23 protein-coding genes and 1 tRNA gene are annotated in these 21,847 nt (G+C 37.4%); 9 read left to right on the top strand and 15 right to left on the bottom strand.

The genetic code is table 11. From position 1 onward, the window contains the following. Positions 1-4 precede the first annotated feature (4 nt). The 3 genes from G530_RS0114585 (at position 5) to G530_RS0114575 (ending at position 2,061) form a co-directional block, all read left to right on the top strand. The gene (locus tag G530_RS0114585) at positions 5-1,282 is read left to right on the top strand and encodes an acetyl-CoA hydrolase/transferase family protein (protein ID WP_026935229.1); all 1,278 of its coding nucleotides are present in this window, start codon (positions 5-7) and stop codon (positions 1,280-1,282) included. Between the two features lie 95 nt (positions 1,283-1,377). Continuing rightward, positions 1,378-1,659 (top strand): hypothetical protein, encoded by a 282-nt coding sequence (locus G530_RS0114580; RefSeq protein ID WP_026935228.1) that lies wholly within the window; start codon positions 1,378-1,380, stop codon positions 1,657-1,659. A gap of 3 nt (positions 1,660-1,662) precedes the next feature. Further along, positions 1,663-2,061, top strand: coding sequence for a group III truncated hemoglobin (locus G530_RS0114575; RefSeq protein WP_026935227.1), 399 nt, complete (start codon positions 1,663-1,665; stop codon positions 2,059-2,061). 100 nt (positions 2,062-2,161) lie between these two features. Here G530_RS0114575 and G530_RS0114570 read toward each other — a convergent pair whose 3' ends face one another. The 3 genes from G530_RS0114570 to G530_RS0114560 form a co-directional block, all read right to left on the bottom strand. Next, positions 2,162-2,929, bottom strand: a complete 768-nt coding sequence (locus G530_RS0114570; RefSeq protein ID WP_026935226.1) for a universal stress protein — start codon at positions 2,927-2,929, stop codon at positions 2,162-2,164. A gap of 89 nt (positions 2,930-3,018) precedes the next feature. Beyond that, the gene (locus tag G530_RS0114565; RefSeq protein ID WP_026935225.1) at positions 3,019-4,062 is read right to left on the bottom strand and encodes a response regulator; all 1,044 of its coding nucleotides are present in this window, start codon (positions 4,060-4,062) and stop codon (positions 3,019-3,021) included. Between the two features lie 26 nt (positions 4,063-4,088). Continuing rightward, entirely contained in the window at positions 4,089-5,339 is a 1,251-nt protein-coding gene (locus G530_RS0114560) for a sensor histidine kinase (RefSeq protein WP_026935224.1), read from the bottom strand. Positions 5,340-5,770: 431 nt separating this feature from the next. Here G530_RS0114560 and G530_RS0114550 point away from each other — a divergent pair, with 431 nt between their 5' ends. Then, positions 5,771-6,604 carry a universal stress protein gene (locus G530_RS0114550; protein WP_026935222.1) on the top strand — a complete coding sequence of 278 codons (834 nt, stop codon included), beginning with the start codon at positions 5,771-5,773 and terminating at the stop codon, positions 6,602-6,604. Between the two features lie 55 nt (positions 6,605-6,659). Then, entirely contained in the window at positions 6,660-7,739 is a 1,080-nt protein-coding gene (locus G530_RS0114545; RefSeq protein ID WP_026935221.1) for a DUF6544 family protein, read from the top strand. A 1-nt stretch (position 7,740) separates the two neighbouring features. On the opposite strand, the gene deoD is transcribed toward G530_RS0114545, so the two are convergent. Beyond that, entirely contained in the window at positions 7,741-8,439 is a 699-nt protein-coding gene (gene deoD, locus G530_RS0114540) for a purine-nucleoside phosphorylase (protein ID WP_026935220.1), read from the bottom strand. A 10-nt stretch (positions 8,440-8,449) separates the two neighbouring features. Further along, positions 8,450-9,088 (bottom strand): deoxyribose-phosphate aldolase, encoded by a 639-nt coding sequence (gene deoC, locus G530_RS0114535; RefSeq protein ID WP_026935219.1) that lies wholly within the window; start codon positions 9,086-9,088, stop codon positions 8,450-8,452. A gap of 286 nt (positions 9,089-9,374) precedes the next feature. On the opposite strand from deoC, the gene G530_RS17400 reads away from it, so the two are divergent. After that, on the top strand, positions 9,375-10,133 hold the full coding sequence (locus G530_RS17400) for a LuxR C-terminal-related transcriptional regulator (RefSeq protein WP_026935218.1): 759 nt from the start codon (positions 9,375-9,377) through the stop codon (positions 10,131-10,133). 19 nt (positions 10,134-10,152) lie between these two features. Here the strand turns inward: G530_RS17400 and hemN are convergent, their stop codons facing one another. From hemN to G530_RS0114515, 3 genes are all read right to left on the bottom strand, one after another. Continuing rightward, complete coding sequence (gene hemN / locus G530_RS0114525; protein ID WP_026935217.1) at positions 10,153-11,520, bottom strand: oxygen-independent coproporphyrinogen III oxidase; 1,368 nt, start codon at positions 11,518-11,520, stop codon at positions 10,153-10,155. A gap of 83 nt (positions 11,521-11,603) precedes the next feature. Next, complete coding sequence (locus G530_RS0114520) at positions 11,604-12,230, bottom strand: DUF4403 family protein (RefSeq protein ID WP_026935216.1); 627 nt, start codon at positions 12,228-12,230, stop codon at positions 11,604-11,606. Between the two features lie 23 nt (positions 12,231-12,253). After that, on the bottom strand, positions 12,254-12,697 hold the full coding sequence (locus G530_RS0114515; protein ID WP_035716564.1) for an MgtC/SapB family protein: 444 nt from the start codon (positions 12,695-12,697) through the stop codon (positions 12,254-12,256). 451 nt (positions 12,698-13,148) lie between these two features. On the opposite strand from G530_RS0114515, the gene G530_RS0114510 reads away from it, so the two are divergent. After that, a complete protein-coding gene (locus G530_RS0114510; RefSeq protein WP_026935214.1) occupies positions 13,149-13,565 on the top strand; it encodes a hypothetical protein in 417 nt (138 codons plus the stop codon). Continuing rightward, positions 13,562-13,756 carry a helix-turn-helix transcriptional regulator gene (locus G530_RS0114505; RefSeq protein ID WP_026935213.1) on the top strand — a complete coding sequence of 65 codons (195 nt, stop codon included), beginning with the start codon at positions 13,562-13,564 and terminating at the stop codon, positions 13,754-13,756. The genes G530_RS0114510 and G530_RS0114505 overlap by 4 nt, the downstream gene beginning before the upstream one ends. A 187-nt stretch (positions 13,757-13,943) precedes the next feature. Here the strand turns inward: G530_RS0114505 and G530_RS17065 are convergent, their stop codons facing one another. Continuing rightward, positions 13,944-14,360 carry a helix-turn-helix domain-containing protein gene (locus tag G530_RS17065; protein WP_035716563.1) on the bottom strand — a complete coding sequence of 139 codons (417 nt, stop codon included), beginning with the start codon at positions 14,358-14,360 and terminating at the stop codon, positions 13,944-13,946. Positions 14,361-14,592: 232 nt separating this feature from the next. Here G530_RS17065 and G530_RS17060 point away from each other — a divergent pair, with 232 nt between their 5' ends. Beyond that, on the top strand, positions 14,593-15,285 hold the full coding sequence (locus tag G530_RS17060; RefSeq protein WP_051199811.1) for a CPBP family intramembrane glutamic endopeptidase: 693 nt from the start codon (positions 14,593-14,595) through the stop codon (positions 15,283-15,285). A gap of 163 nt (positions 15,286-15,448) precedes the next feature. Here G530_RS17060 and G530_RS0114480 read toward each other — a convergent pair. The 6 genes from G530_RS0114480 to G530_RS0114460 form a co-directional block, all read right to left on the bottom strand. Then, a tRNA-Met gene (locus G530_RS0114480) sits at positions 15,449-15,521 on the bottom strand. 61 nt (positions 15,522-15,582) lie between these two features. Further along, a complete protein-coding gene (locus G530_RS0114475; RefSeq protein WP_026935212.1) occupies positions 15,583-15,936 on the bottom strand; it encodes a SpoIIAA family protein in 354 nt (117 codons plus the stop codon). Positions 15,937-15,997: 61 nt separating this feature from the next. After that, positions 15,998-16,180 (bottom strand): CPXCG motif-containing cysteine-rich protein, encoded by a 183-nt coding sequence (locus G530_RS17055; protein ID WP_035716562.1) that lies wholly within the window; start codon positions 16,178-16,180, stop codon positions 15,998-16,000. A 2-nt stretch (positions 16,181-16,182) separates the two neighbouring features. Beyond that, positions 16,183-17,514, bottom strand: coding sequence for a TolC family protein (locus G530_RS0114470; protein WP_026935211.1), 1,332 nt, complete (start codon positions 17,512-17,514; stop codon positions 16,183-16,185). Beyond that, positions 17,498-20,701, bottom strand: a complete 3,204-nt coding sequence (locus tag G530_RS17050; protein WP_035716560.1) for an efflux RND transporter permease subunit — start codon at positions 20,699-20,701, stop codon at positions 17,498-17,500. Before G530_RS17050 ends, G530_RS0114470 begins: the two co-directional genes overlap by 17 nt. Then, the gene (locus G530_RS0114460) at positions 20,698-21,840 is read right to left on the bottom strand and encodes an efflux RND transporter periplasmic adaptor subunit (RefSeq protein WP_026935210.1); all 1,143 of its coding nucleotides are present in this window, start codon (positions 21,838-21,840) and stop codon (positions 20,698-20,700) included. The genes G530_RS17050 and G530_RS0114460 overlap by 4 nt, the downstream gene beginning before the upstream one ends. Positions 21,841-21,847: the final 7 nt, after the last annotated feature.

Raw genomic sequence — 21,847 nt, 5'->3', positions numbered from 1 at the left:
TGCTATGAAAAAACTAAATATAGTTTCGCCTCAGCAGGCTGTGAGCAAGATAAAATCTAATCAAAGAGTTTTTATACAGGGAGCAGCGATGACTCCAAATGTACTTATAGATGCTCTGTGTGAAAGATACAATGAACTTAATAATGTTGAGATCATCCAGATCCATACAGAGGGAAAAGCACTTTATACTCAACCTCCTTACCAGGATTCTTTTAAAACAAATAGCTGCTTTGTGGGTGGTAACGTTAGGAATGCCGTAAACTCTAATTTTGGTGCTTATATCCCTATTTTCCTAAGTGATATTCATTTACTTTTCAGGCAGAATATCCTACCCCTGGACTTTGCTTTCATCCAGGTGTCACCTCCAGACAAACATGGTTTCTGCTCCCTGGGAGTATCTGTAGACATTACACTTCCCGCAATACAAACGGCGAAAAAAGTAATTGCCCAGATAAACCCGAACGTGCCTAGAACTCATGGAGACGGGGTTGTTCATATAAACCAGCTGGATGCAGCAATTGAGGTAGACCTTCCAATTCATGCCCATATGCTTGGTCAACCAACAGATATTGAAAAGCAAATTGGGAAACATGTCGCCGAACTGGTTGAAGACGGCGCCACCCTGCAAATGGGAATAGGCGGAATTCCCAATGTAGTACTCAGCAATCTTACCAACCATAAAAGACTCGGAATTCATACCGAGATGTTCTCTGACGGGATCTTACCTTTAGTTGAAAAAGGAGTTATTACCGGTGAAGAAAAGGAGATCAAGACCGGCAAACTGGTTACCTGTTTTGCGGTTGGTTCCCCTGAATTATATGACTTTGTAGACGACAATCCTTTGGTGCATTTCAAGGAAGCCGGATACACCAATGATACCGCAATTATTAGAAAAAATCCAAAGGTTACTGCGATCAACTCGGCGATAGAGATCGACCTCACCGGCCAGGTGTGTGCAGATACTATTGGCAAGATCCAGTACTCCGGGGTTGGGGGTCAAATGGACTTTATTAGAGGAGCCGCACTTTCTCCCGGTGGAAAAGCGATTATCGCAATGCCATCTGTGACTAGAAATGGCATCTCTAAAATAGTTCCTTATTTAAAAGAAGGAGCCGGTGTTACCACTACACGTGCTCACGTGCATTATATCGCTACGGAATATGGAGTGGTAGATCTATTCGGGAAAAACCTCAAACAGCGTGCAGAAGCTTTAATATCGGTCTCTCATCCCGATCATAGGGAGGAACTATCCAGACAGGCTTTTGAGCGGCTAAACGCATAGAAAACATTTTTAAAATAACCCCGAAAGCTGAGATTCATCATATTTCAAAAGGCGGCCCTGCTATACTTTTGAAACTGTAATTAAAGACAAAAAAAATGAATTTTTACCAAAAACAACTTTCGGAATTTACGCGTGATTTTTATGCAGGAGCATCTACGGGGATCATAGTTTCCAGCTGTATGGGCTCTATTGCTGCAATGCTTGTTCTCATGAATGGTCATGGCCTGGCAGAAATGATACAGTTAGGCCTTATTGTAGTAGTTTGTATGTGGTTCAATGCATCTGTACTGGCGCAATTAAAAGCTAAATTCGTATTCAATTCACTAATTTTGAGCCTGCTTGTAAGTACAAGTTTTATTCTGGTCAATATTTTATAATTCATGCAGGACGATCTAAAAGAAAGAGCCGATATAAAGAAACTTGTTGTGAGCTTTTACAGCAAGGTTAGAAAGAATGAAGAAATAGGTTACTTTTTCAATAATACTATCTATAACTGGGAGGAGCATTTCGAGAAGCTCACCGACTTTTGGGAAAGTAACCTATTCTTTACCGGCAGCTTTCATGGAAATCCTGCCTTAGCCCATGTAAAAGTAGACCAGACACACAAAAATTCTATTACCGAATATCATTTTGGGATCTGGCTTAACCTTTGGTTCCAGACTATAGATGAACTCTTCCAGGGGGAAATGGCGGAACGCCTGAAACATAACGCCCGTAAAATGTCTACTCACCTCTTCTTAAGGATCTACCAGGGCAGACAATCTTCAAAATCTAATTAGCATTTTCTTCTCAGCTTTGAGATCACCGAATCATTATTGATCTTTTCTGAATAAGGATCATTTTCAGGTTTAGACTTTTTTGGTGTATGAACTCGATTCCCTAACCGTGGTATACGAAAATTGGAATTTCGATATTCATATTTGCAGAAAAGCCATATTCTGTATGTAGAAGTTGGTCACAGATACTCAGGTTCTTCCCGAAGATAAATATGATATCAAATTCCTTCTGAATATCTTTAAACAAATTTTTAGTAAAGGGAACGGGAGCTTTGAAAGGGATGTTTAAATTCCCGCTTTCAGAATATTCCACGTCTCCATCCTTGATCTCTAAAAGTGTGAAATCTGAAGAATCCAGGTAGGTAAGCTTTTCAAAAAACCTTTTTTGTTCCTGCATGGAAAGGATGGAACGATCTACCGGAAAAACAGCTTTTCTCGGGTTTTCATAGGAACATCCTGCCGGAACCGCGATAATATTACATTTTATCTTTCGTACCACATCATAGGCATGATCCCCTAAAATAGGATGTGCATGTTCATCCTGGCTTGCAGCCCCTATAAAAATTAGATCTATGTTTTTATCTACCAGCGCTTTTCTTACTGCACTTATCAAATTTTCTGAAGATAGTATAGTATTGAAATTATGCTTTTTATTTACAGAATATTTATCCAGTTTACCAGCATCTATCTGAAGATGCTCTAAAGTAGACACCAATTCGGTTTCAAGTAAGTTGCTGGCAGATCTATTGAAATTAAAATGATGAATGTTCAATAAATAGAAATTAGCCGCTGATTTTTGTAAAAAATCAGTGGCATATTTTCCTGCATTCTCTGAAGTTTCTGAGAAATCTGTTAGAATTAATACATTCATGGATCATCACTTAATAAGGCGAAATTAAGCGATGCCTGGTCATGAAAAAATGATGAAAATCAGTTCTTAATAATTAATCCTGAGTCGGTTTATTTAACATTCTTCAGGGCCTCAGAATCTACCAGCTTTATATTGCGTCCTTCGATCTCAATAAATCCTTCTTTTTTGAACTCAGATAAGGTTCTAATAAGACTTTCTGGGGCCATACCAGCAACTCCGGCAAGATCTGCCCGTGAAATACGAATACTTTTTAAGGGATGCTTTTTGATCCTTTCAGCAAAAAGAAGAATGGTATTGGCCGTTTTCCTTCTAACAGACCCATAGGCCATATCCATTAATTGCTGCTTAAGCTCAGAAAGGTTATTATTTAATACCTCAACAAGCTGCATCGTTATTTTGGGATTCCCAACAAGGATCTTTTGAAATTCATCTCTGGAGACAGCGTACAACTGGGAATTTTCCATCGCAGTGGCATAGTCTTCATAGGAAGATTGAGGATCTATAGCATGATTTCCGAAAAAATCATCTTCTTTATAAAGTTCGGTAATAAGCTCCTTCCCCTGATTGTCCATTCTATGGGCTTTAACCACTCCCCTTTTTATTAAATAAAAGAAATTGGAATGTTTGCCCTTTTCATAGATCGTATCTCCTTTTTTGAAATACAATAATTCATTTTTACTGAAGATCTCTCGAAGATCATCAAGATCTTTAAGTTTTTCCTCCTTTTGCGGTGAGGGTTCTTCTTTTCTATAAGATTTAAGAATAGCCACTTTCGCCAGCCTGCTCTCTATTGCGCTTAAAAGCTCCTCCTCTTCAAAAGGTTTGGTTAGGTAATCATCTGCACCCAGATCCATGCCTTTTCTAATGTCTTTATGCTCTGTCTTTGCTGAAAGAAATATAAAAGGAATATTAACCGTCTCGGGATCCTTGCTTAATGCTTCTAAAACTCCGTAACCATCTGTCTCGGGCATCATGATATCACAAACTATAATATCAGGAATATCCTGCTGCGCTTTTTCTATCCCAAGTTTACCATTAGATGCGATAATAACATTGTAATTTGAAAGCTCCAGCAATTCTGCCGTGTTCTCTCTTACCGTTACGTCGTCTTCAATAAGCAATAATTTCTTCATAAAACCAACCTAATTAGATCTGTATTTTAAGATTTATTCATGGGAACCCTTATTGTAAAGGTAGTTCCTTTATTTTCTTCACTTACAAATTGTATAGAACCACCAAGGTTTTTAAGATGAGTTTTAGCAATATTCAGCCCAATACCTGTTCCCTGATCCAGCAAGGCATTTTCTGCTCTGAAATACCTCTCAAAAATATGTTTCTGATCCTTTTTGGGGATACCTCGACCCTCATCTTCTATATCAAAAACCAATAATTCTTCTTCAATATTAACCCTGAACTTTATCACCGTATTTTCAGGAGAATATTTTATAGCGTTCCCTAATAGATTGGATAATATGAGTTCCAGGATCTTTTCATCCATATAAAGCTCCACATCCTCAATATCTTTAGGGTACACTATTTCCTGCCCATCCTTAAGGGTAATATTGGCATTATAAACAACTTCATTTATTAAGCGCTTTAACCCGAAATTTGAGAATTTATACTGCCCTCTTCCACTATCCAGACGTTCTATGGAAAGAAAGTCATTCAAAATATTATTAAGGTAATGAACTTTATTTCTTATGGTTACCAGATGCCTCTCCCTCTTTTCCTGTTGTTCTTCTTTGGTATATTTCTCAGCAAGCGTGGCCGAAGTTAAGATACCACTTAACGGAGTTTTAAATTCATGTGAAACCAGAGAAAGGAATTTTGTCTTTAACTCATTGAGTTCCTTCTCTTTTTGAAGAGCATCCTTGATCTTTTTCTCCGCTTCTTTTCTTCGGTTAATTTCTTCTTCAAGATCCAGGTTAAGATTCTTTAATTCATCTACACTCTCGCTCAATTCCTGAGTCCTGATCTCTATTTTTTCTTCAAGCTCAGAATTGAGCTCTTTTATCTGCCTTTGAGTCTCTTTTCTAACGCTAATGTCTATCACAAGTGACATCACATATTGCTCCCCATCCATTTTAAAAGGATTAAGCCCAGCTTCTACAGGGAATAATGACCCATCTTTTTTCACACCATGCAGATCTCGCCCATGCCCCATTTGCCGTTTCTCACTTTTATCAAGGAACTTATTGAAATGGTCTTGGTGGCTGTGATGATATTTCTTTGGAATGAGCACATCCAGATGCTGATTGATCAACTCCCCTTCCTCATACCCGAACATAAGTTCAGCTGCAGAATTTGCTACTACAACGATCTGGCTAGAATTTACTACGATAATACCTTCAGAAGCCGCCTGAAAGAGAAGATCGAATAGATTAGTATTATCGAGAAAAGTGTCCTTCAAATTAAGTTTGGTTTAAGGGACACTAAGGTAAAATTTTTTTAAAAATAACCGGTTATTTGCGCTGCTGGTATTCAGAATTCGGAGAATAATCTTCATAAAGATCTTTAAAAGTTTTTTTCGTGGTGTATTTATCTGTGAGAACCCAATAAACTGTCAACAACAACATAAGCTGGCCAAAACACATTAAGAAAAAAAGAATGGTAAAAGAAAAACCCAGGGCTGCAGAAATACTAAGCAGGACTAGGATCAAACTGGTAAAAATTAAAAGACCAATACTCGAAACCTTCATTTTTGTCTATAATTTACTGAATCACAATGTATTTAACTCTTAACTAATCACTAAAAATTGCTGTAATTTCTTCAAATTAATGACTGGCGTCATATTTTTCGGGGTAAGGAATAAATAGATTTGATTATAAAATTTTAACATCATGAAAACTATTCTTGTTCCCGTAGATTTTTCAAGCCATTCTGAATATGCGCTTGAGGTGGCAGCTAGCATTGCCAGAAAACAAAATGCTGAAATAGTGGTTGTGCATATGTTGGGACTTCCAGACTCTTTTCTTACCAATGACCAAAAACAGGAAGTTTTCAATGCTATCTATTTCATGAAGCTCACTAAAAAGAAATTCGACAAATTTCTTGATAAAGATTACCTGGAGGGTATTGATATATCCCAGGCTGTAAAAACGCATAAGGTTTTTTCTGAAATTAACGAAGTAGCTAAGGAATACGAAGCAGATCTTATTGTCATGGGATCCCATGGGGCTGCAGGTGTAAAAGAAGTCTTTATAGGATCTAACACAGAAAAAGTGGTACGCACGGCAGAGATTCCAGTCCTGGTAATTAAAGACAGAGTTAAAGATTTTAATATTAAAAATGCTGTTTTTGTAACCGACTTTAGCCTGGAGACGCTTAAAACATTTATGAGTGCCAGAAAATTCTTTAAAGCATTTGGAGTGAGCCCCAAGATACTTTTTATCAATATTCCTGAAAAATTCATAAGCTCTAAAGAAATGGAACTAAAAGCATATAATTTTCTTGTAGATGTAGGAATGGACAATGAAAAATTTAGCGATGACATCATCTTCTTCGATGATTACACCGTTGAAAGAGGAATCTTTAACTATTGTAACGAAAAAGAGATCGATGCGATCGCCATCCCTACCCACGGTCGTAAAGGTGTCGGGCATTTTTTCTTTGGTAGTATAGGAGAAGACGTTGCTAATCATTCAGAGATACCTGTAGTTACCTTTAAGATCTAAACTAAGATCATAGATCGAACAAGAATAAACTGCAGAAAAATTAAATCTCGATAATATGAGACTTCTATTCACGATAGTACTTTTTCTGCATTTGCTCATCCACTCTATTGGTTTTGCAAAAGCTTTTCACTGGATAGAATCATCTGGTGAAACTAACACAATTTCGGGTGCACAGGGCTTATTATGTTTACTGGTTTCAATCCTACTCATATTGACCATCGCCTTTTTTCAAAGGAAAAACCATATATGGATTCTTCTATCTATTGTGGTGATCATAATTTCTCAGGTAATTATCCTGTTTAACTGGGAAGTTGCCAAATATGGAAGTATTATAAATTTGATCATCCTCATCGTAGCGATTATCTCTATAGCGGGCTGGAAATTTGAAAATGAATTTAGAGAAGACAAGGTTAGGGCAATATTATCCAACCCTCCTTCAGGTGGGATAATTTCAAATGAAGACCTTGAAGATCTTCCTGTATTGGTTCAGAAATATATTACCTCATCTGGGTATTTAGGAAAACCGAAGATCGAAAATGTACTTATCAGGTTCCGTGGCGAAATGAGAGAAAGGGGTGAAAAGTGGTTTAAATTCAGATCTGAACAATTAAATGTCATAAAGAATCCTTCGCGCTATTTTTTCATGAAAGCTATATTCAAAGGAATTCCTACCAAAGGCTATCATAGGTTTGACGGTAGATCTGCCAGAATGACCATAAAATCACTTTCTATTTTAAAGATCATTGATATGAGCTCTGAAGTACTTTTAATATCTGAAATGGTCACTTACCTTAACGATATCTGCATTTTTGCTCCCGGAGCACTCATTAGTGATAAATTTACCTGGGAACAAGACGGGCAGAATACCATAAAGGTAAATTTTACCAATTACAGCCGGACCGTTTCCGCGATCCTGGAGATAAACGATAACGGACAATTGATCAACTTTTTCTCCAGGGATAGATATGCTGTAAACGAAACTAAGAAATACCTGTTTTCAACTCCGGTTGGTGGTTATCAAAATTATAATGGGTTTAAACTCGCCAGCTACGGCGAAGCTATCTGGCACTATCCTGAAGAAGATTTTGTCTATGGAAAATTTGAGGTTAAAGAAATCGAATACAATATTAAATGACCTAATAGGTATTAAGAGCGATCTCTACCATATGATTTAATTTATGCTCTCTCATTTCTGAAGAAATCTCCTCGCCATTTACCAGTGAATCTGAAACTGTAAGAATAGAAAGCGCGTTAACGCCAAATTTCGACGCTAACGTATACAAACCGGCAGTTTCCATTTCGGCACATAACACACCATAGGAAGCCCATTTCTTGTAATATTCCGGATCATCATCATAAAAAATATCTGATGAAAGAACATTTCCGGCCCGGAAGTCGATATTCTCTTTCTCAGCATATTTAACAGCCTTCATTAAGAGAGCGAAATTAGCCGTAGGCGCAAAGTCTGCACCATTGAAATTATCCCGGTTTAAAGAAGAAGTTGTAGATGCCGACATGGCAATTATAATATCCATCAATTTCAGGTCGGGCTGAAATGCACCAGCGCTTCCAACCCTAATTAGATTTTTCACCCCATATTCCTTAATAAGCTCGTGGCAATAGATCATTGCTGAAGGAATCCCCATGCCGGTCCCCTGTACAGAAATTCTCCGGCCTTTATAAGTACCAGTGTATCCCAGCATACCACGAACATCATTATAACAAAAACTATCTTTTAAGAATGTTTCGGCTATCCATTTGGCACGTAAGGGATCTCCAGGTAATAATATGGTCTCAGCGATCTCACCTTTTTTGGCTGCGATATGTATGCTCATGCGATCTTATTTAAGAAATGATTTTTATTCCGGAAGATGTTCCAATTCTGGAAACTCCCAGGTCTATATATTCTTGTGCGGTTTCAGCATCTCTAATTCCTCCAGATGCCTTGATCTTAATTTTACTGGCTACAGTATTCATCATGATCTTCACATCTTCCAGGCTAGCGCCCCGGCTTCCAAAACCTGTAGAGGTTTTTACGAAATCGGCCCCGGCCTGCATTACCAGTTCACTGGCCTTAGCTATCTCTTCATTTGTTAAATAGCAGGTTTCTATGATCACCTTCAGCGTCTTTTCACCTATGGCTTTTTTCACTTCCTCAATTTCCATCTGCACCTGGTCGTATTTCCCATCCAGCATAAGGCCGATATTCAAAACCATATCTATTTCATCTGCCCCATCTCTAAGCGCTATTTCTGCTTCTCTAACTTTAGATTCGCTGGAAGCTGCCCCTAGAGGAAATCCAATAGTGACCGCTAACTTTACTTCTGATTGGTTCAAATTCCTTTTTGCCACAGATGCATAACCACTATTTACGCAAACGGCATAAAAGCCATATTCTTTAGCTTCATTACAAATCTGAATTATTTGCTCTTCAGTAGTATTCGCAGCTAATAGTGTATGGTCTATATATTTTTCTAATTTCATTGGCTAGAATAATTTTCTGGCCTGTTAATTTATAGATTTAAAATATCAATGCCAGCAATTTTTCTAAGATCCTTCCTAACTACTGATGATAAACAGATTGTTATATGACTAATATCTAGATATATTGAGTAAAATGAATTACGCCATATATTCATTTTTAGCAGAAAAAAGCCGTATAAATTAATTTATTATAAATAAAAATCGATTTTTTTAATCAATATATTATAAATTTAAGCTTTGTTTAGTTATATATTTTTAACTTGGAACACTCTAAAAACGGTTCATAATGGTACTTTATGAAGGCGATTTTCTTCGCATTAAATATGAGAAGGAAAATGATTGTTTCGTGCAGTTCTGGAAAACTTCTCCCGAATCTTTTACAACTCTCAAGGAGGAGTTTATTATATATAAGTCTTTATTTGAGAAATATTCCCCTTTAAAGACACTTTGGTTGCAGCAGAATTTTCAATTAGAAATTACCGAAGAAATACATTGCTGGATAGAAAGGAATATAAATATTCCTGGTGTAGAGATTGGTATTAAGAAGGTTGCATTTGTTGTTGGTAAAGATGTATTGGTGCATCTAAGTGTTATGAATTATTTTGAAGAGAATAATTCTGTAATTCATCCACTACATTTCGCAACCGAAAAAGAAGCCCGAGAATGGCTGAATGATGAACAAAACAATCATAAACCCAATCCCAAGATTAGAATTCTATTTGAAGGCGTAGATAAAGAAGGTAATTCTATAATTAAAGTAAAAAGACCTTCTTCAGACATTACCCAGACCTTGCTTTCTTTTGGCCACCTAATTGAGGAAAATGATTTCCTTAAGTCTAATATTTCCAATTTTTCAAAACTTACTAAGAGGGAGAAAGAGATCATGGTAATCTTTTCCAAAGGACTGCGACAACAAGAGGCTGCAGATAAATTATTTATCTCTATTGAAACATTGAGAACTCACTGGAAGAATATCAAAAAAAAATTAAACATCAAGTCCCTTACAGAGGTTATTAAATATGTGAAAGCCTTTGATATGAATTGATTAATTCATATCAGTGATCCTAGACAGTCATAGAGAACAACTGCGTTTCAGGCTTATTTATTTGTAATCGCATATCGAAAGCCATACAAATATTACGCATGAACGGTCTTCCTTTATCTGTAATCTTCAGGTAATTAGTATCGATCTCAACAAGCCCGTCTACCTGCATTTCTTTTAAACTAATAAGTACATCTGGCAATTGTGTAAAAAATTCACCCCTGGTGTACCAGGAGGTCTTCAGCTTACACATCAGGTTGAGAATATGATTTCTAATTTTTAAGTCTTCGTCGTTTAAAATATGCCCTCTATTCACGGGCAGGATACCATTGCTCACTAAATCCTGATACTCCTCTACCATTTTTACATTTTGAGCAAAACCATACCAGCTATCACTTATTGCAGAAACTCCCAGTCCTATCATCGTACGGGTTCTGGAATTGGTATATCCCATAAAATTGCGATGAATAGTCCTGTTTTCAACGGCCTGGTATAGACTGTCTGATTTCAAGGCAAAATGATCCATTCCTATCTCTTCATAACCGGCTTCCAGCAACATCATTTTTCCGGTTTCGTATTGCTCTCGCTTAGATTCTGCTGAAGGAAGATCTCTTTCATTAAAACCTCTCTGGCCATTTCCTTTTATCCATGGGACATGAGCATAACTATAAAAAGCGATACGATCTGGCATCAATTGTTTAGTCTGTTTTATAGTATAAATGATATGATCTTTTGTTTGAAAAGGAAGACCGAAAATAATATCGTGTCCTACTGAAGTGTAACCGGAATCTCTCGCATCTTTTGTAACTCTTTTTACCTTCTCAAAAGGCTGTACTCGATGAATTGCCTTTTGCACAGTAGGATTATAATCCTGCACCCCATAGCTAACCCTATTGAAACCTATTTCGGCAAGAACTTCCAGGTGATCTTTCGTAGTATTATTCGGGTGGCCCTCAAAACTCATTTCCAGATCTGCCGACCTTTTAGCCCTGGAAAATATACCCTCTATCAGCACTTTTAGATTTTCAGAAGAAAAAAAGGTAGGAGTACCTCCTCCAAGGTGTAGCTCCTTTACCAATGGTTTTTTTTCCAGTAGCTCAGAATACATTTCCCATTCCCGTACCACCGATTTTATATAGGGCTCCTCCATCTTGTGGTTCTTTGTGATTCTCTTATTACAACCACAAAAAGTACAAAGGCTTTCACAAGACGGTAGATGTATATAAAGACTAATTCCTTCTGAAGTGTTGCTTTCTTTAAAGCTTCTCTTAATAGAAGTCTTCCATTGCTCTAATGTGAAATTATGTTCATCCCAGTAAGGAACTGTAGGGTAACTGGTATATCTTGGTCCTGGAACATTATATTTTTCGATCAGTTTCGAAGCCGCCATATCTTAAATTTCTGGCTCCAAAAATAACAGCACGATGTTTATTGAAAAATGATAATTATCAGGTTTAAGTCTGAATCGCCAGTTTAGATTTCTAACTTCTCGAGTTCTACCAGGCCAGTACCTTTGACAGATACAGATATCCAAAGTTCGTTCTCCCCGGCTTTGAGATTTGAAACTTCTAATTTTTCCAATGATCCAATTAGATGAACGCCTTCTTTAGCCTCCAACTTATTCTCTAATTTCTCATTAAGTGAACCTAGTTTTTCTTCAATATGAGGCATAAGGTCAAAATTCATTTTCTTCTTAAGCTTCTCATACATCCACTTATTCACTATAGTCTCCAATAGTTGATCGGCGAACCAGTTTTTGGTTTTCCCGTCTACTTCAAAATCTTTAAGAGATATATTTTGCAGATCTTTATCCAACTCCAAAGCAGCATGAAAGAAAATCTCTACCTGTTTATTTTTAAAAAGGTTGGTAAGTGTTTGTAAGGTAATATTGAGCCGAATGTCGAATCCTTCCAATTCACTTTTTTGAATGGAAACATCTAAAATCTGTGCGTAATTTGATTTTTCTCCTTCAGAATTTTCTTTACTTATAATTTCGCCAATTAATTTTTCTCGTAAATATTTATCAAGCACAGAATAACCTATAATTACAGGGATGGTTATATTGATATTTTGGTCATTAAATTCATCTTTTACATGCATACATCGTCATTTTAAAAACAAATCTACTCATCTTGATTTGTATGATTGCTTAGCTTTAAGTTCAAATATCCAAACACTAAATTAATTACCACAACAAAGATGGTAAAAATTAAAAGAGGTAAATAGAGAGCAAAGCCGGCAAAACATCCTGCAGCGGCACTACACCAGATAGTTGCCGCGGTAGCAAGCCCCTCAACTTTCTTACCTTTTTCTCCATGTAAGATAACGCCAGCTCCTAAAAAACCAACACCAACTACTACCTGACCAACTATCCTGGTCATATCTGTACTTCCGGAATCTTTAAAAAGTAATGAAATCATTATGAAGCCTGATGCACCAAGGGCAACCAGCATATTGGTTTTAAGGCCCGCCGGTTTACCCTTGTATTGTCTTTCCAGTCCCATAAGCAAACCTGCAAATGCCGCAGCGCCATTTTTTAGCAGGAATTCTGAGATCTCTATTTCCATAATAAAGCGACATTTTAATAAAGCTAGCAAAAACTATCTATATAGTAGTTTACTTACTGAAAAACGGTAAACAAAATTGTAAAAGGAGGAAAAGGCAAAAACCTTCCAGAAATCTGAAAGGTTTTGATTGGTCAAGTCAATTAAGGATTAATATTGAAAAAAGTTATTTCTACCCTACATAAAATAACTCTAAAAAATCCACTAATGAAATAACAATGCACAATTTAAGGATAGATTAGATATAAAAAAATACCCATTATAGGGGATATTTGATAGAATCATCCGGGAATATAAAGGGGTTTTACAAAGATTTCACTTAGCCATATCAACATCCTTAGACACCACCAATAACTAATAAGTCAAGTTTATTTTACTTTTTGTAAAACAAACCAGTCAATTATTCAAATATTTATTTACATTTGTAAAACAAACTTTACATATAAAAATAGAAATGATGAAACAAACTGACAAAAACTGGTGTGATAACACCAGAAAAAATACAGTAAATCTTGCATACTGGACGGGAGCCTGGGTGTTAACCATGGCGCTTGTCTCTTTTGGACCTAAATTTCTTTGGAACGAAAATATTCCTCTAACAATTATCGCAATTTTAGTGAATCTGGCGATCGGGATTGGAGTTATTTTTGCTAACAAGAGACATTTAAATTCTCTGGACGAGCTTCAAAGAAAAATTCAATTAGAGGCTATGAGCCTAGCTCTCGGGGTTGCCGTAATCTTTGGTTTAAGCTACTCTATGCTGGATGTTACAAATCTTATAAGCTATGATGCCGAAATTTCTCACCTGGTAATTCTTATTGGGTTAACCTATTTAGCAGGAACAATCATTGGAAATATGCGATATAGATGAAAAACAGGATAAAAGTACTCCGTGCCGAAATGGATCTTACCCAGGCGCAACTGGCTGCTAAACTTGAAGTATCAAGACAAACTGTGAATGCTATAGAAAAAGGAAAATTCGACCCTAGTTTACCTCTGGCCTTTAAACTTTCGCATTTATTCGGGAAAACTATTGAAGAGATATTTCAAAATGAAATATGAGTATCCAAAAAATAAAAAAAGGGGCCGAATCCCTACAATTTCAAGCCCCTTAATTCTTTAACTAAATTCTAATAACAAATATATCTTTATAATCGCATAGGCATTAACTCTAACAAATTAAATATTAGCACAATACATTATTTATCAAAGCTTAGGTAATAATTACATCCATATTGCCAAACTCTCATTAATTTAACCTTGCAAAAATTTCGTTCCAAACCATCCATTGTATTAAAGAAATCAGGATGACTACCGCGCTCCAGAATAAATACAATTCAAAATGAGTCTCGGGGAAAGTTGGAGATTGTGAAATAAATGCCATAGATAAAAGTAAAATAATTAGTCCGCTGGAAACAGAAAGAATGATCTTTTTACCCAATGATCCTTGAGAATTTACATCTTTGTCTAAAGAATACAGGGGGATTTGTAAAACTTCCATAATCTTATTCAAGGTATAATCCCTGGGATAAACTTCCGCCTTTTCTATTCGTTGTATAGAACGCAAACTTAGGCCGGTGATCTCGGCAAGTTTAGCCTGGGTTAACCCCTTTTCCCTTCTACTGCCCTTTACAAGACTAGCCAGTTTTTCTTTTGTAGCTTCCATTTATCCTGATTAATACATTTTCCACAGGTCATTTATATGACAATCTGAAGTTTTAAAAATACTAATATTTAATTGTTGTCTCTTTTCTGAGTTAAACAAAATGACCGTTCTAATCGGGAACTACGAACCGTATTAATGTGACATTTTATATGACAGAAGGTTCTTGTGCTTGCAATGACTATAATAAGGATCATTTAATGTCTAATTTTGAACCTTAATTACTGTTTTAGAAATGATTGGACTGCTTATTATCATTTGTATTTCCCTCGTGCTATTAAAGGTCTTTAAAATAGATTTTTCAGAATTTGGTTATAAGCCCAAATCTGAAAGACTAAGAAGTTTCGTAATTGGGTTTTCGGTATCTGCAATTGTATGTACAGTTTATTTCCTATTAATAATAAAGAGCCTGGATTATAATTTTAAGGTAAATGAAAATTACACTGTACGAGATTTTCTATTAGGTGCCTGGTGGACGTTTAGATCGGTCCTAACGGAAGAACTACTATTTCGTGGAGCATTGCTTATTCTGGCTATCAAATACCTTGGAAAACACAAAGCCTGTCTTCTTTCTTCGATCATTTTTGGAGTCTACCACTGGTTCTCTTATAATGTATATGGAAGTTTAATGCCAATGATACATACATTTCTAATCACTTTTATTGGAGGAATGATGTTTGCTTATGCTTTTGCTGAGACAAGATCACTTTACCTGCCATTTGCTTTACATTTTGGCTGGAACCTTTTTACCATAACTATTTTTTCTGAAGCCCCCCTTGGAGATCAGTTTTTGATAACTTCAGGAGGACAACCCATGGGCTACTTATATATTGTTTTTTTACTCTACCAGATCCTGGTCCTTCCCCTTTTTACCTTCTATTATTTAAAAGGAAAAAATAATGCCATCCGTTATAGATATGAACGATGAAGATATGTTAGCAAATGATTTTAGGATAATGAATATGAACCTACCTTCAAATAATGGAGTTATTCAGGTAATTAATACTATACTCCTCTCTACAGAGTAAGGTTTAGCCCTATAAATACAGGAATAAAAAAAGCCACTCGATTGAGTGGCTTTTTTTACTTAGTAGCGGGAACTGGACTCGAACCAGTGACCTTCGGGTTATGAGCCCGACGAGCTACCTACTGCTCTATCCCGCGATATTGGACGGCAAATATAGTATCATTTTTAGAATTACACCAAACTTTTTTGAATAAAATTTCAATGTGATATCCATTGAATTGCTTCTAGCCTGTCCTTCAGCTCAAAAGACTTCACTTCTGTACTAACAAAAAAATTATCTACGTCCATAATTGCTCTTACCCAGGCCAGATTTGTAACCATCGCTAGTTTCTGGATCTGGTCTGAATGATCAAATTTGAACTTCAAATTTTCTAACATAAATTTTAAAGGGACACTATTATCTGGCATGATCTCGCAAAATAGATTAATGCTATCATGTTCTTTTAACTTCTTCTCTATTATAGCGTGAATTTCATCAAGATAGTCTTTGCTAATATCCTTATCTACCATGACACCTATAACGTTACCTGCTAATTCAAAACTTACTGGCATAATTTATCAAAGAACTAAAAATAGCAATTATTAAATTGCCAGATTCCCGGTAATGATAATATTATTGCTCAATGTCAGAATACTGGAATTCAATTAGTTCACCCTCTTCAAATGCTACTCTGAATTCTATAGGACGACAGCATACCTCACAGTCTTCAATATAAGTTTGAGTTGAGACTGAAGGGTCCAGAAGAACTGATATCTCTTCCCAGCAATAAGGACATTGAAAAAAGTGCTCAAACATATCTACAATTCTACATTCAACAACTGCCCCGTTAGCTGAAGAACCTGCAATTCGGCAAGCTTCGCGTCATATTTTGCCAGGTTCAGGCTCGTACGCGCATCAAGTAGATTGATCTGTGCCTGCCTGAATTCTATAGAAGTGATCCTTCCCAGTTTGTACTGTTCTTCACTACGGTTAAAATTATCCAGGTTTGTTCTTACATTATCCTCCTGAACATTAAGAATATATAACTTATTACGGTAATTCCCCAAGGCATTTGCGATGTCGCGTCGAATTTCAGTTTCACGTTGCTCTTTCAGGATTTGCTGATTCTCGTACCTTATTTTGGAGTTATCGACCAACACACTGGTCCTTCCACCATCAAAAATATCCCATCTTAAACTAACTCCGGCAGAAAAACCATCTCTGGTAGTTGTAGATCCCGGAAAAAAGGCCGAGGCCGCACTTCTATTCTTATTCCAGCCATAAGACCCGGTTAGATCTACCACAGGAAGGTATCCAGATTTATTTATCTTGATATCGTACTCACTAATTTCAAGATCCTGATCAATTTGAAGCAGGGATACATTATTAGTTTCAGCTTCGTCTATGAAACTTTCTAATTCTAAGTCTGAAACAAAATTCACAGTTGTATCTACCGCGAAAAGATTATCATTTACCTCCCTATCCAGAAGGACATTGAGATCTCTTTTAGTATTTCTTAGTTGCTGTTCAGTTTCAATTAAAGCGATACTATCATTGTTTACGTCTACCCGTGCATTTAAAACCACCAGGTTATTTGCCTGCCCGTACTCAAATTGATACTGAGCCCTGGTCACCCTGTTCTTAGAAATATCCAGGGTTTCCTCTAAAACATTTACATTTTCAGATAGCCTGGCGATCTCATAATAGACGCTCATGATCTGAAGGATCGTATTCTCTACGGTTTCCCTTGCTTCCAGCTGAGAAAGGTTATATTGCTCCTTTAAACTCTTGTAGTTATAATACCGGCCTAGACCATCAAAAAGCGTATAACCCAGGTTTATAGAAGCATTATAAGCATTGTTTTCAATACCATTCTGGATCACATCTTCACCATTTTCCGGTTCTGTAATCCTATCATTGATATCATAATTAGCTCCTGCCAGTCCGGTAAGCGTGGGCAAATATCCGGAGTTAAGTATCCCCTGATTATTATCTGCTATTTCTACATTATTGTTAGCCAGTTTAATCCCGAAATTTTCTTCAAGAGCTCTGGCAATAACTTCCTCTTTCGTTAATACCGGTTCTTGTGACCACAGGGTATTAGAGAAGGAGACAATAAGAATTAGAATTAAACTACGTAATACTTTCATGCGCTTCTTCTTCTTTTTTCTCTTTAATAGCTCTTTCCATATCCTCCTTAGAAGGCTTCTCGCCAGTTGTTAGCCATTTTCCCCCTACTTTAATGCTATTGCTTATAGAAATTAATAATGGCAATAAAAGCAGGGTTAAAATTGTTGCCACGGCAATTCCGTAAGAAATAGAGATCGCCATTGGTTTTAAGAATTGTGCCTGTCTGCTTTTTTCCAGTAATAGAGGAGCCAGACCGGCAATAGTGGTTAACGAGGTAAGAAAGATGGCTCTAAACCTGGATTTACCTGCTTCATAAAGGGCCTTATTAAAGTCCATGCCCTGCCGCAGGAAGCTATTATACTTTCCAATTAAAACCAGCCCATCATTTACCATAATTCCTATGAGCGCAATAATACCTAATGCCGAAAGTACATTTACAGGGAAATCATGCAACCAGTGACCCCAGGCCACGCCAATTATACTAAATGGGATCATGATCATTAAAAGGAATGGCTGACTATAACTTCTAAAAGTAAACGCGATTGTAGCATATATTAAAAACAAAATAATTGGTATCACCGCAGCTGCAGAACTGGATAACTTAGATGCTTCCCTGTTCTGACCTTCAAAAGAAACTGTAATGCTTGGATATTTTTCCAGAATTGGCGGAAGCACATTTGTTCTAACATCTTCCATAATTTCTGTAGAACTGCCATTTGGATCTTCCATATCTGCTGCAACACGAATCTCTCTCATTCCGTCAAGGTGACTAATAGATTCAGTTCCACGAACAATATCATAGTTGGCGATCTCATCAAAAGGAACCCTTTCCCCGGAAGGCGTCACCAGCCTCATCTCATCAAGATCGTTAATAGAACTTCTATTCTCAAGGTCATATCTCACCCAAACCCTGATCTCGTCCTGACCTCTTTGAAAACGTTGTGCCTGGGCTCCAAAGAACCCATTTCTTATTTGACGCATTACCTCTCCCAGGTCCAGACCAAGTGCGTATGCATTGTCTTTAAGCTGAACATTTATCTCTTTGATTCCCTGAGGATCATTATCTGTTACATCTTTTAAAAGAGAGTTATTTTCCAGTTCCTGCTTCAATTCCTCTTTTGCGGCTTCCAGTTCTTCTAAATTGTTTCCAAGAAGAGATACTGAAACTGGAGAACCACCAAAATTCCCCCCGGAACCAAAAGTCAGGTTTTCTACTCCAAAAACAGGACCTACTTCATCCCGTATCGCATTCGTAATTTCAGGAGACCCAAAATCACGCTCTTCTCCGGGTAGCAGGTTGACCTGTAAAGATGCTTTATTATTACCTGGACCTACTCTTTTTATAATATTTTCAACAACCTGCTTATTGCCGGTTTGCCTTTCTGTATAATCATCATTAACCCTCCATGCAGCAGCTTCCACCATAGAAATAATAGAATCTGTCCTGGCCGGGTTAACCCCTTCTGGCATCAGCAGATCTATACTTACCCGGTCACTGGCGATACTGGGGAATAATGTTACCCTTATCCAGTTTCCGCCAATAGCGCCTATGGTTAAGACCAGTACTGTTAGTAGAATTCCCAGTGCAAGCACTTGTTGGGTAAGCACAAACTTAAGGGCAGGACTATAGATCTTGTCCCGCATGTAAGACATAGCGCGGTCACCAATTCTATTGGCCACTTTCATCTTCTGGAAGAACTTAGCGATTCCCTTTTTAGGTTTTTCGTTTGGATCATCTCTTTTCAATGCCTTAGAATGTGCAATATGGGCAGGAAGAATGATCAAAGCTTCAACTAAAGAAATCACCAGGGTAAGGATCACTACCGTAGAGACTTCTCCGAAGAATTCCCCAATCCGGCTGTCCAGGAAGAGGAAGGTAGAGAAAGCCAGTACCGTAGTAATAATTGCCGATAGAATTGGAGGAACAACCTCCATCGTTCCGTCCATTGCGGCCTGAACTGGGCTTTTACCCATTTCTGAATGCTGATAAATATTTTCTGAAATAACGATTCCATCATCTACCAGAATCCCTATTACAATGATCATCCCGAAAAGTGATAAAACATTGATCGTAACACCAAAAGAACCTGCGAAAATAAACATCCCCAGGAATGCTATAGGCAAACCAAAAGCTACCCAGAATGCGAGTCTGATATTCAGAAAAAGTGAAAGGAAAAATAACACCAGCAGCATTCCCATGATACCGTTTTCAACCAGTAATTGAGTACGCTGATTTAAGGTAATAGATTGATCGTTCACCACATTCAACTGAACATTGCTATTCTTCTGGTTAAACTCATCTACATATTCATTGATCTTTTCAGCAGTGGCTAACAAATCTTCGCTACTTGTATTACTAACTGAAATATTTACTGCTACATTCCCATTAAAATAAAGTGCATTCGGAGTTTCAGAAAATTGATCTCGAACTTTGGCAATTTCACCCAGACGAACAATCTCACCTGTAGCATTAGACTTTAGAACAATATCGTTTAGAGCATCGGCATAATAAGCCCTGTTATTAGCGCGAATTAGATAATCTTCAGCATCGGTTTTAATGGTTCCTCCTGTAGATAGAATATTCGAATTACGAACTGCCTGCGCAACCTGATCAAAAGTAAGATCGTAAGCAAGAAGGTCATTTTCGCTAACCGCGATCTCAATCTCTTCCTGAGGAAATCCTGAAATACTAATTTGAGAGACCCCATCCAGCAAGCGCAGATCATTCTCTATTTGCTGGCTAATTTGTTTTAAGGTTGCCAATGGCACATTATCACCACTAACTGCGAAATTGATGGTTTCCCGAATAAATTCCTGCTTAGAAACTACCAATGGCTCCATGCCACCGGGAAATGTAGGAACACGGTCTACCGCATTCTTCACTTCGGTAAGCATGGCGTCAATGTTTTCTCCACGTTCGATCTCGACCGTGATAGACCCACCACTTTCTCTTGCCGTAGACGTAACCCTGTCTATTCCCTCAAGACCTTTCAGGTTATCTTCGATCTTCAGAATGATACCTTCTTCAATCTCCTCTGGAGCTGAACCAGGATAGGCGATATTTATGTTTATAATTTTAGAATCCTGAAGAGGGAAAAATGAAGATTTCATATTCATCACTCCAAGGACCCCGAAAATAATAAAGGCAATGATCACGACATTAACCGCAACTCCGAACTTTATAAAGTAATTAATTAAACCTCTCAAGATTGTTCTTTTTTAAGAAGATCCTTTTGACCTTCGATCTTTACCAGCATTCCGGAATATGCACCAGGGACATTTGCAGATAATATTTGCGTTCCGTCTTCCAGGCCTTTTATCACCACCGTATTATTTGTAAAATAAACCGGGTTGATATCTACCAGATTCAGCGTGCTATCCTTTACCACGTATACTTTGGTTCTTTCTACAAGAAGTTCCCTGGGGATCTCAATTGCGTTCTCTTCTTCCTTTGCATCCAGTTTAGCTTCCAGGTACATCCCTTCACTTAGATCTGAATTTTCAACTTTTATGAACACTTTGATACTTTGAGTTTCCTGATTTACCTTACCGTTGATACGACTTACCGTACCAGTATAGGTCTTTGTTCTTTCAAGATTCTGAAGATTTACAGATTTACCGATCTCCAATACATCACTGAATTTTTTTGCGATAGAAACCTCCAGTTCATATACACTTGGATCTATGTATTCTCCAAGTTTCTGCCCCGGTCTAATCAAAGTACCCTTATTCACTAGAGCTTCAGTAAGAATCCCGTTGTATGGAGCAATAATGGTGTATTTGGCAAGCCTTTCTTCCAGGTTCTTGACGTTATAGTATGCTGAAACAATTCCGCGGCCAGTTATAAAATATTGCTCCTGCTGCGTGGCAGTCTCTGGCAAGGCAGGCACAGATTTGGCCATATCGAATTTGTTCAAATAAGCTTCCCATTTTTTGAATGCTTCCGGGTAATCCAGTCGAAGGTCTGGCATAATGGAAGTGATATTATTATAGAGATCACTTTTTGCAGACTGTACACTTGCTTTGTACTCTTCAGAATCTATACTTAAAAGCACCTGGCCCTTTTGAAATTTTTGTCCTGGTCTAAAATCTTTGCTGCTATACCTGAAGATCCCCTGTACTTCAGCAAAAAGTTCCAGGCGGTGTAAAGCAGTAATATTTCCATTTGCCGGCACTACAATTGGCACCGTAGTATTTTCAACCGTATCTACAAAAACGCTTTTAACGGTCTTGGCGACCGGAGGTTTTTCCTTGACATTGCTATCTATAATAAGTTTTGCTCCAAAAATGGCAGCAATAACGAGAACGACACCCAGTGCCGAAAGAATGATCTTGCGTTTATCCATAACAGTA

It is taken from the genome of Christiangramia echinicola DSM 19838 (assembly GCF_000423065.1).
GTDB lineage: Bacteria > Bacteroidota > Bacteroidia > Flavobacteriales > Flavobacteriaceae > Christiangramia > Christiangramia echinicola.
The sequence above is the reverse complement of the archived record's forward strand: the minus strand, read 5'-3'. Positions and strand labels throughout refer to the sequence as shown.

What these genes read in the sequence shown, in the direction of transcription:
- G530_RS0114585 (WP_026935229.1), top strand. Translation starts at nt 5, where the DNA reads ATGAAAAAACTAAATATAGTTTCGCCTCAGCAGGCTGTGAGCAAGATA.
- G530_RS0114580 (WP_026935228.1), top strand. Translation starts at nt 1,378, where the DNA reads ATGAATTTTTACCAAAAACAACTTTCGGAATTTACGCGTGATTTTTAT.
- G530_RS0114575 (WP_026935227.1), top strand. Translation starts at nt 1,663, where the DNA reads ATGCAGGACGATCTAAAAGAAAGAGCCGATATAAAGAAACTTGTTGTG.
- G530_RS0114570 (WP_026935226.1), bottom strand. Translation starts at nt 2,929, where the DNA reads ATGAATGTATTAATTCTAACAGATTTCTCAGAAACTTCAGAGAATGCA.
- G530_RS0114565 (WP_026935225.1), bottom strand. Translation starts at nt 4,062, where the DNA reads ATGAAGAAATTATTGCTTATTGAAGACGACGTAACGGTAAGAGAGAAC.
- G530_RS0114550 (WP_026935222.1), top strand. Translation starts at nt 5,771, where the DNA reads ATGAAAACTATTCTTGTTCCCGTAGATTTTTCAAGCCATTCTGAATAT.
- G530_RS0114545 (WP_026935221.1), top strand. Translation starts at nt 6,660, where the DNA reads ATGAGACTTCTATTCACGATAGTACTTTTTCTGCATTTGCTCATCCAC.
- deoD (WP_026935220.1), bottom strand. Translation starts at nt 8,439, where the DNA reads ATGAGCATACATATCGCAGCCAAAAAAGGTGAGATCGCTGAGACCATA.
- deoC (WP_026935219.1), bottom strand. Translation starts at nt 9,088, where the DNA reads ATGAAATTAGAAAAATATATAGACCATACACTATTAGCTGCGAATACT.
- G530_RS17400 (WP_026935218.1), top strand. Translation starts at nt 9,375, where the DNA reads ATGGTACTTTATGAAGGCGATTTTCTTCGCATTAAATATGAGAAGGAA.
- hemN (WP_026935217.1), bottom strand. Translation starts at nt 11,520, where the DNA reads ATGGCGGCTTCGAAACTGATCGAAAAATATAATGTTCCAGGACCAAGA.
- G530_RS0114520 (WP_026935216.1), bottom strand. Translation starts at nt 12,230, where the DNA reads ATGCATGTAAAAGATGAATTTAATGACCAAAATATCAATATAACCATC.
- G530_RS0114515 (WP_035716564.1), bottom strand. Translation starts at nt 12,697, where the DNA reads ATGGAAATAGAGATCTCAGAATTCCTGCTAAAAAATGGCGCTGCGGCA.
- G530_RS0114510 (WP_026935214.1), top strand. Translation starts at nt 13,149, where the DNA reads ATGATGAAACAAACTGACAAAAACTGGTGTGATAACACCAGAAAAAAT.
- G530_RS0114505 (WP_026935213.1), top strand. Translation starts at nt 13,562, where the DNA reads ATGAAAAACAGGATAAAAGTACTCCGTGCCGAAATGGATCTTACCCAG.
- G530_RS17065 (WP_035716563.1), bottom strand. Translation starts at nt 14,360, where the DNA reads ATGGAAGCTACAAAAGAAAAACTGGCTAGTCTTGTAAAGGGCAGTAGA.
- G530_RS17060 (WP_051199811.1), top strand. Translation starts at nt 14,593, where the DNA reads ATGATTGGACTGCTTATTATCATTTGTATTTCCCTCGTGCTATTAAAG.
- G530_RS0114475 (WP_026935212.1), bottom strand. Translation starts at nt 15,936, where the DNA reads ATGCCAGTAAGTTTTGAATTAGCAGGTAACGTTATAGGTGTCATGGTA.
- G530_RS17055 (WP_035716562.1), bottom strand. Translation starts at nt 16,180, where the DNA reads ATGTTTGAGCACTTTTTTCAATGTCCTTATTGCTGGGAAGAGATATCA.
- G530_RS0114470 (WP_026935211.1), bottom strand. Translation starts at nt 17,514, where the DNA reads ATGAAAGTATTACGTAGTTTAATTCTAATTCTTATTGTCTCCTTCTCT.
- G530_RS0114460 (WP_026935210.1), bottom strand. Translation starts at nt 21,840, where the DNA reads ATGGATAAACGCAAGATCATTCTTTCGGCACTGGGTGTCGTTCTCGTT.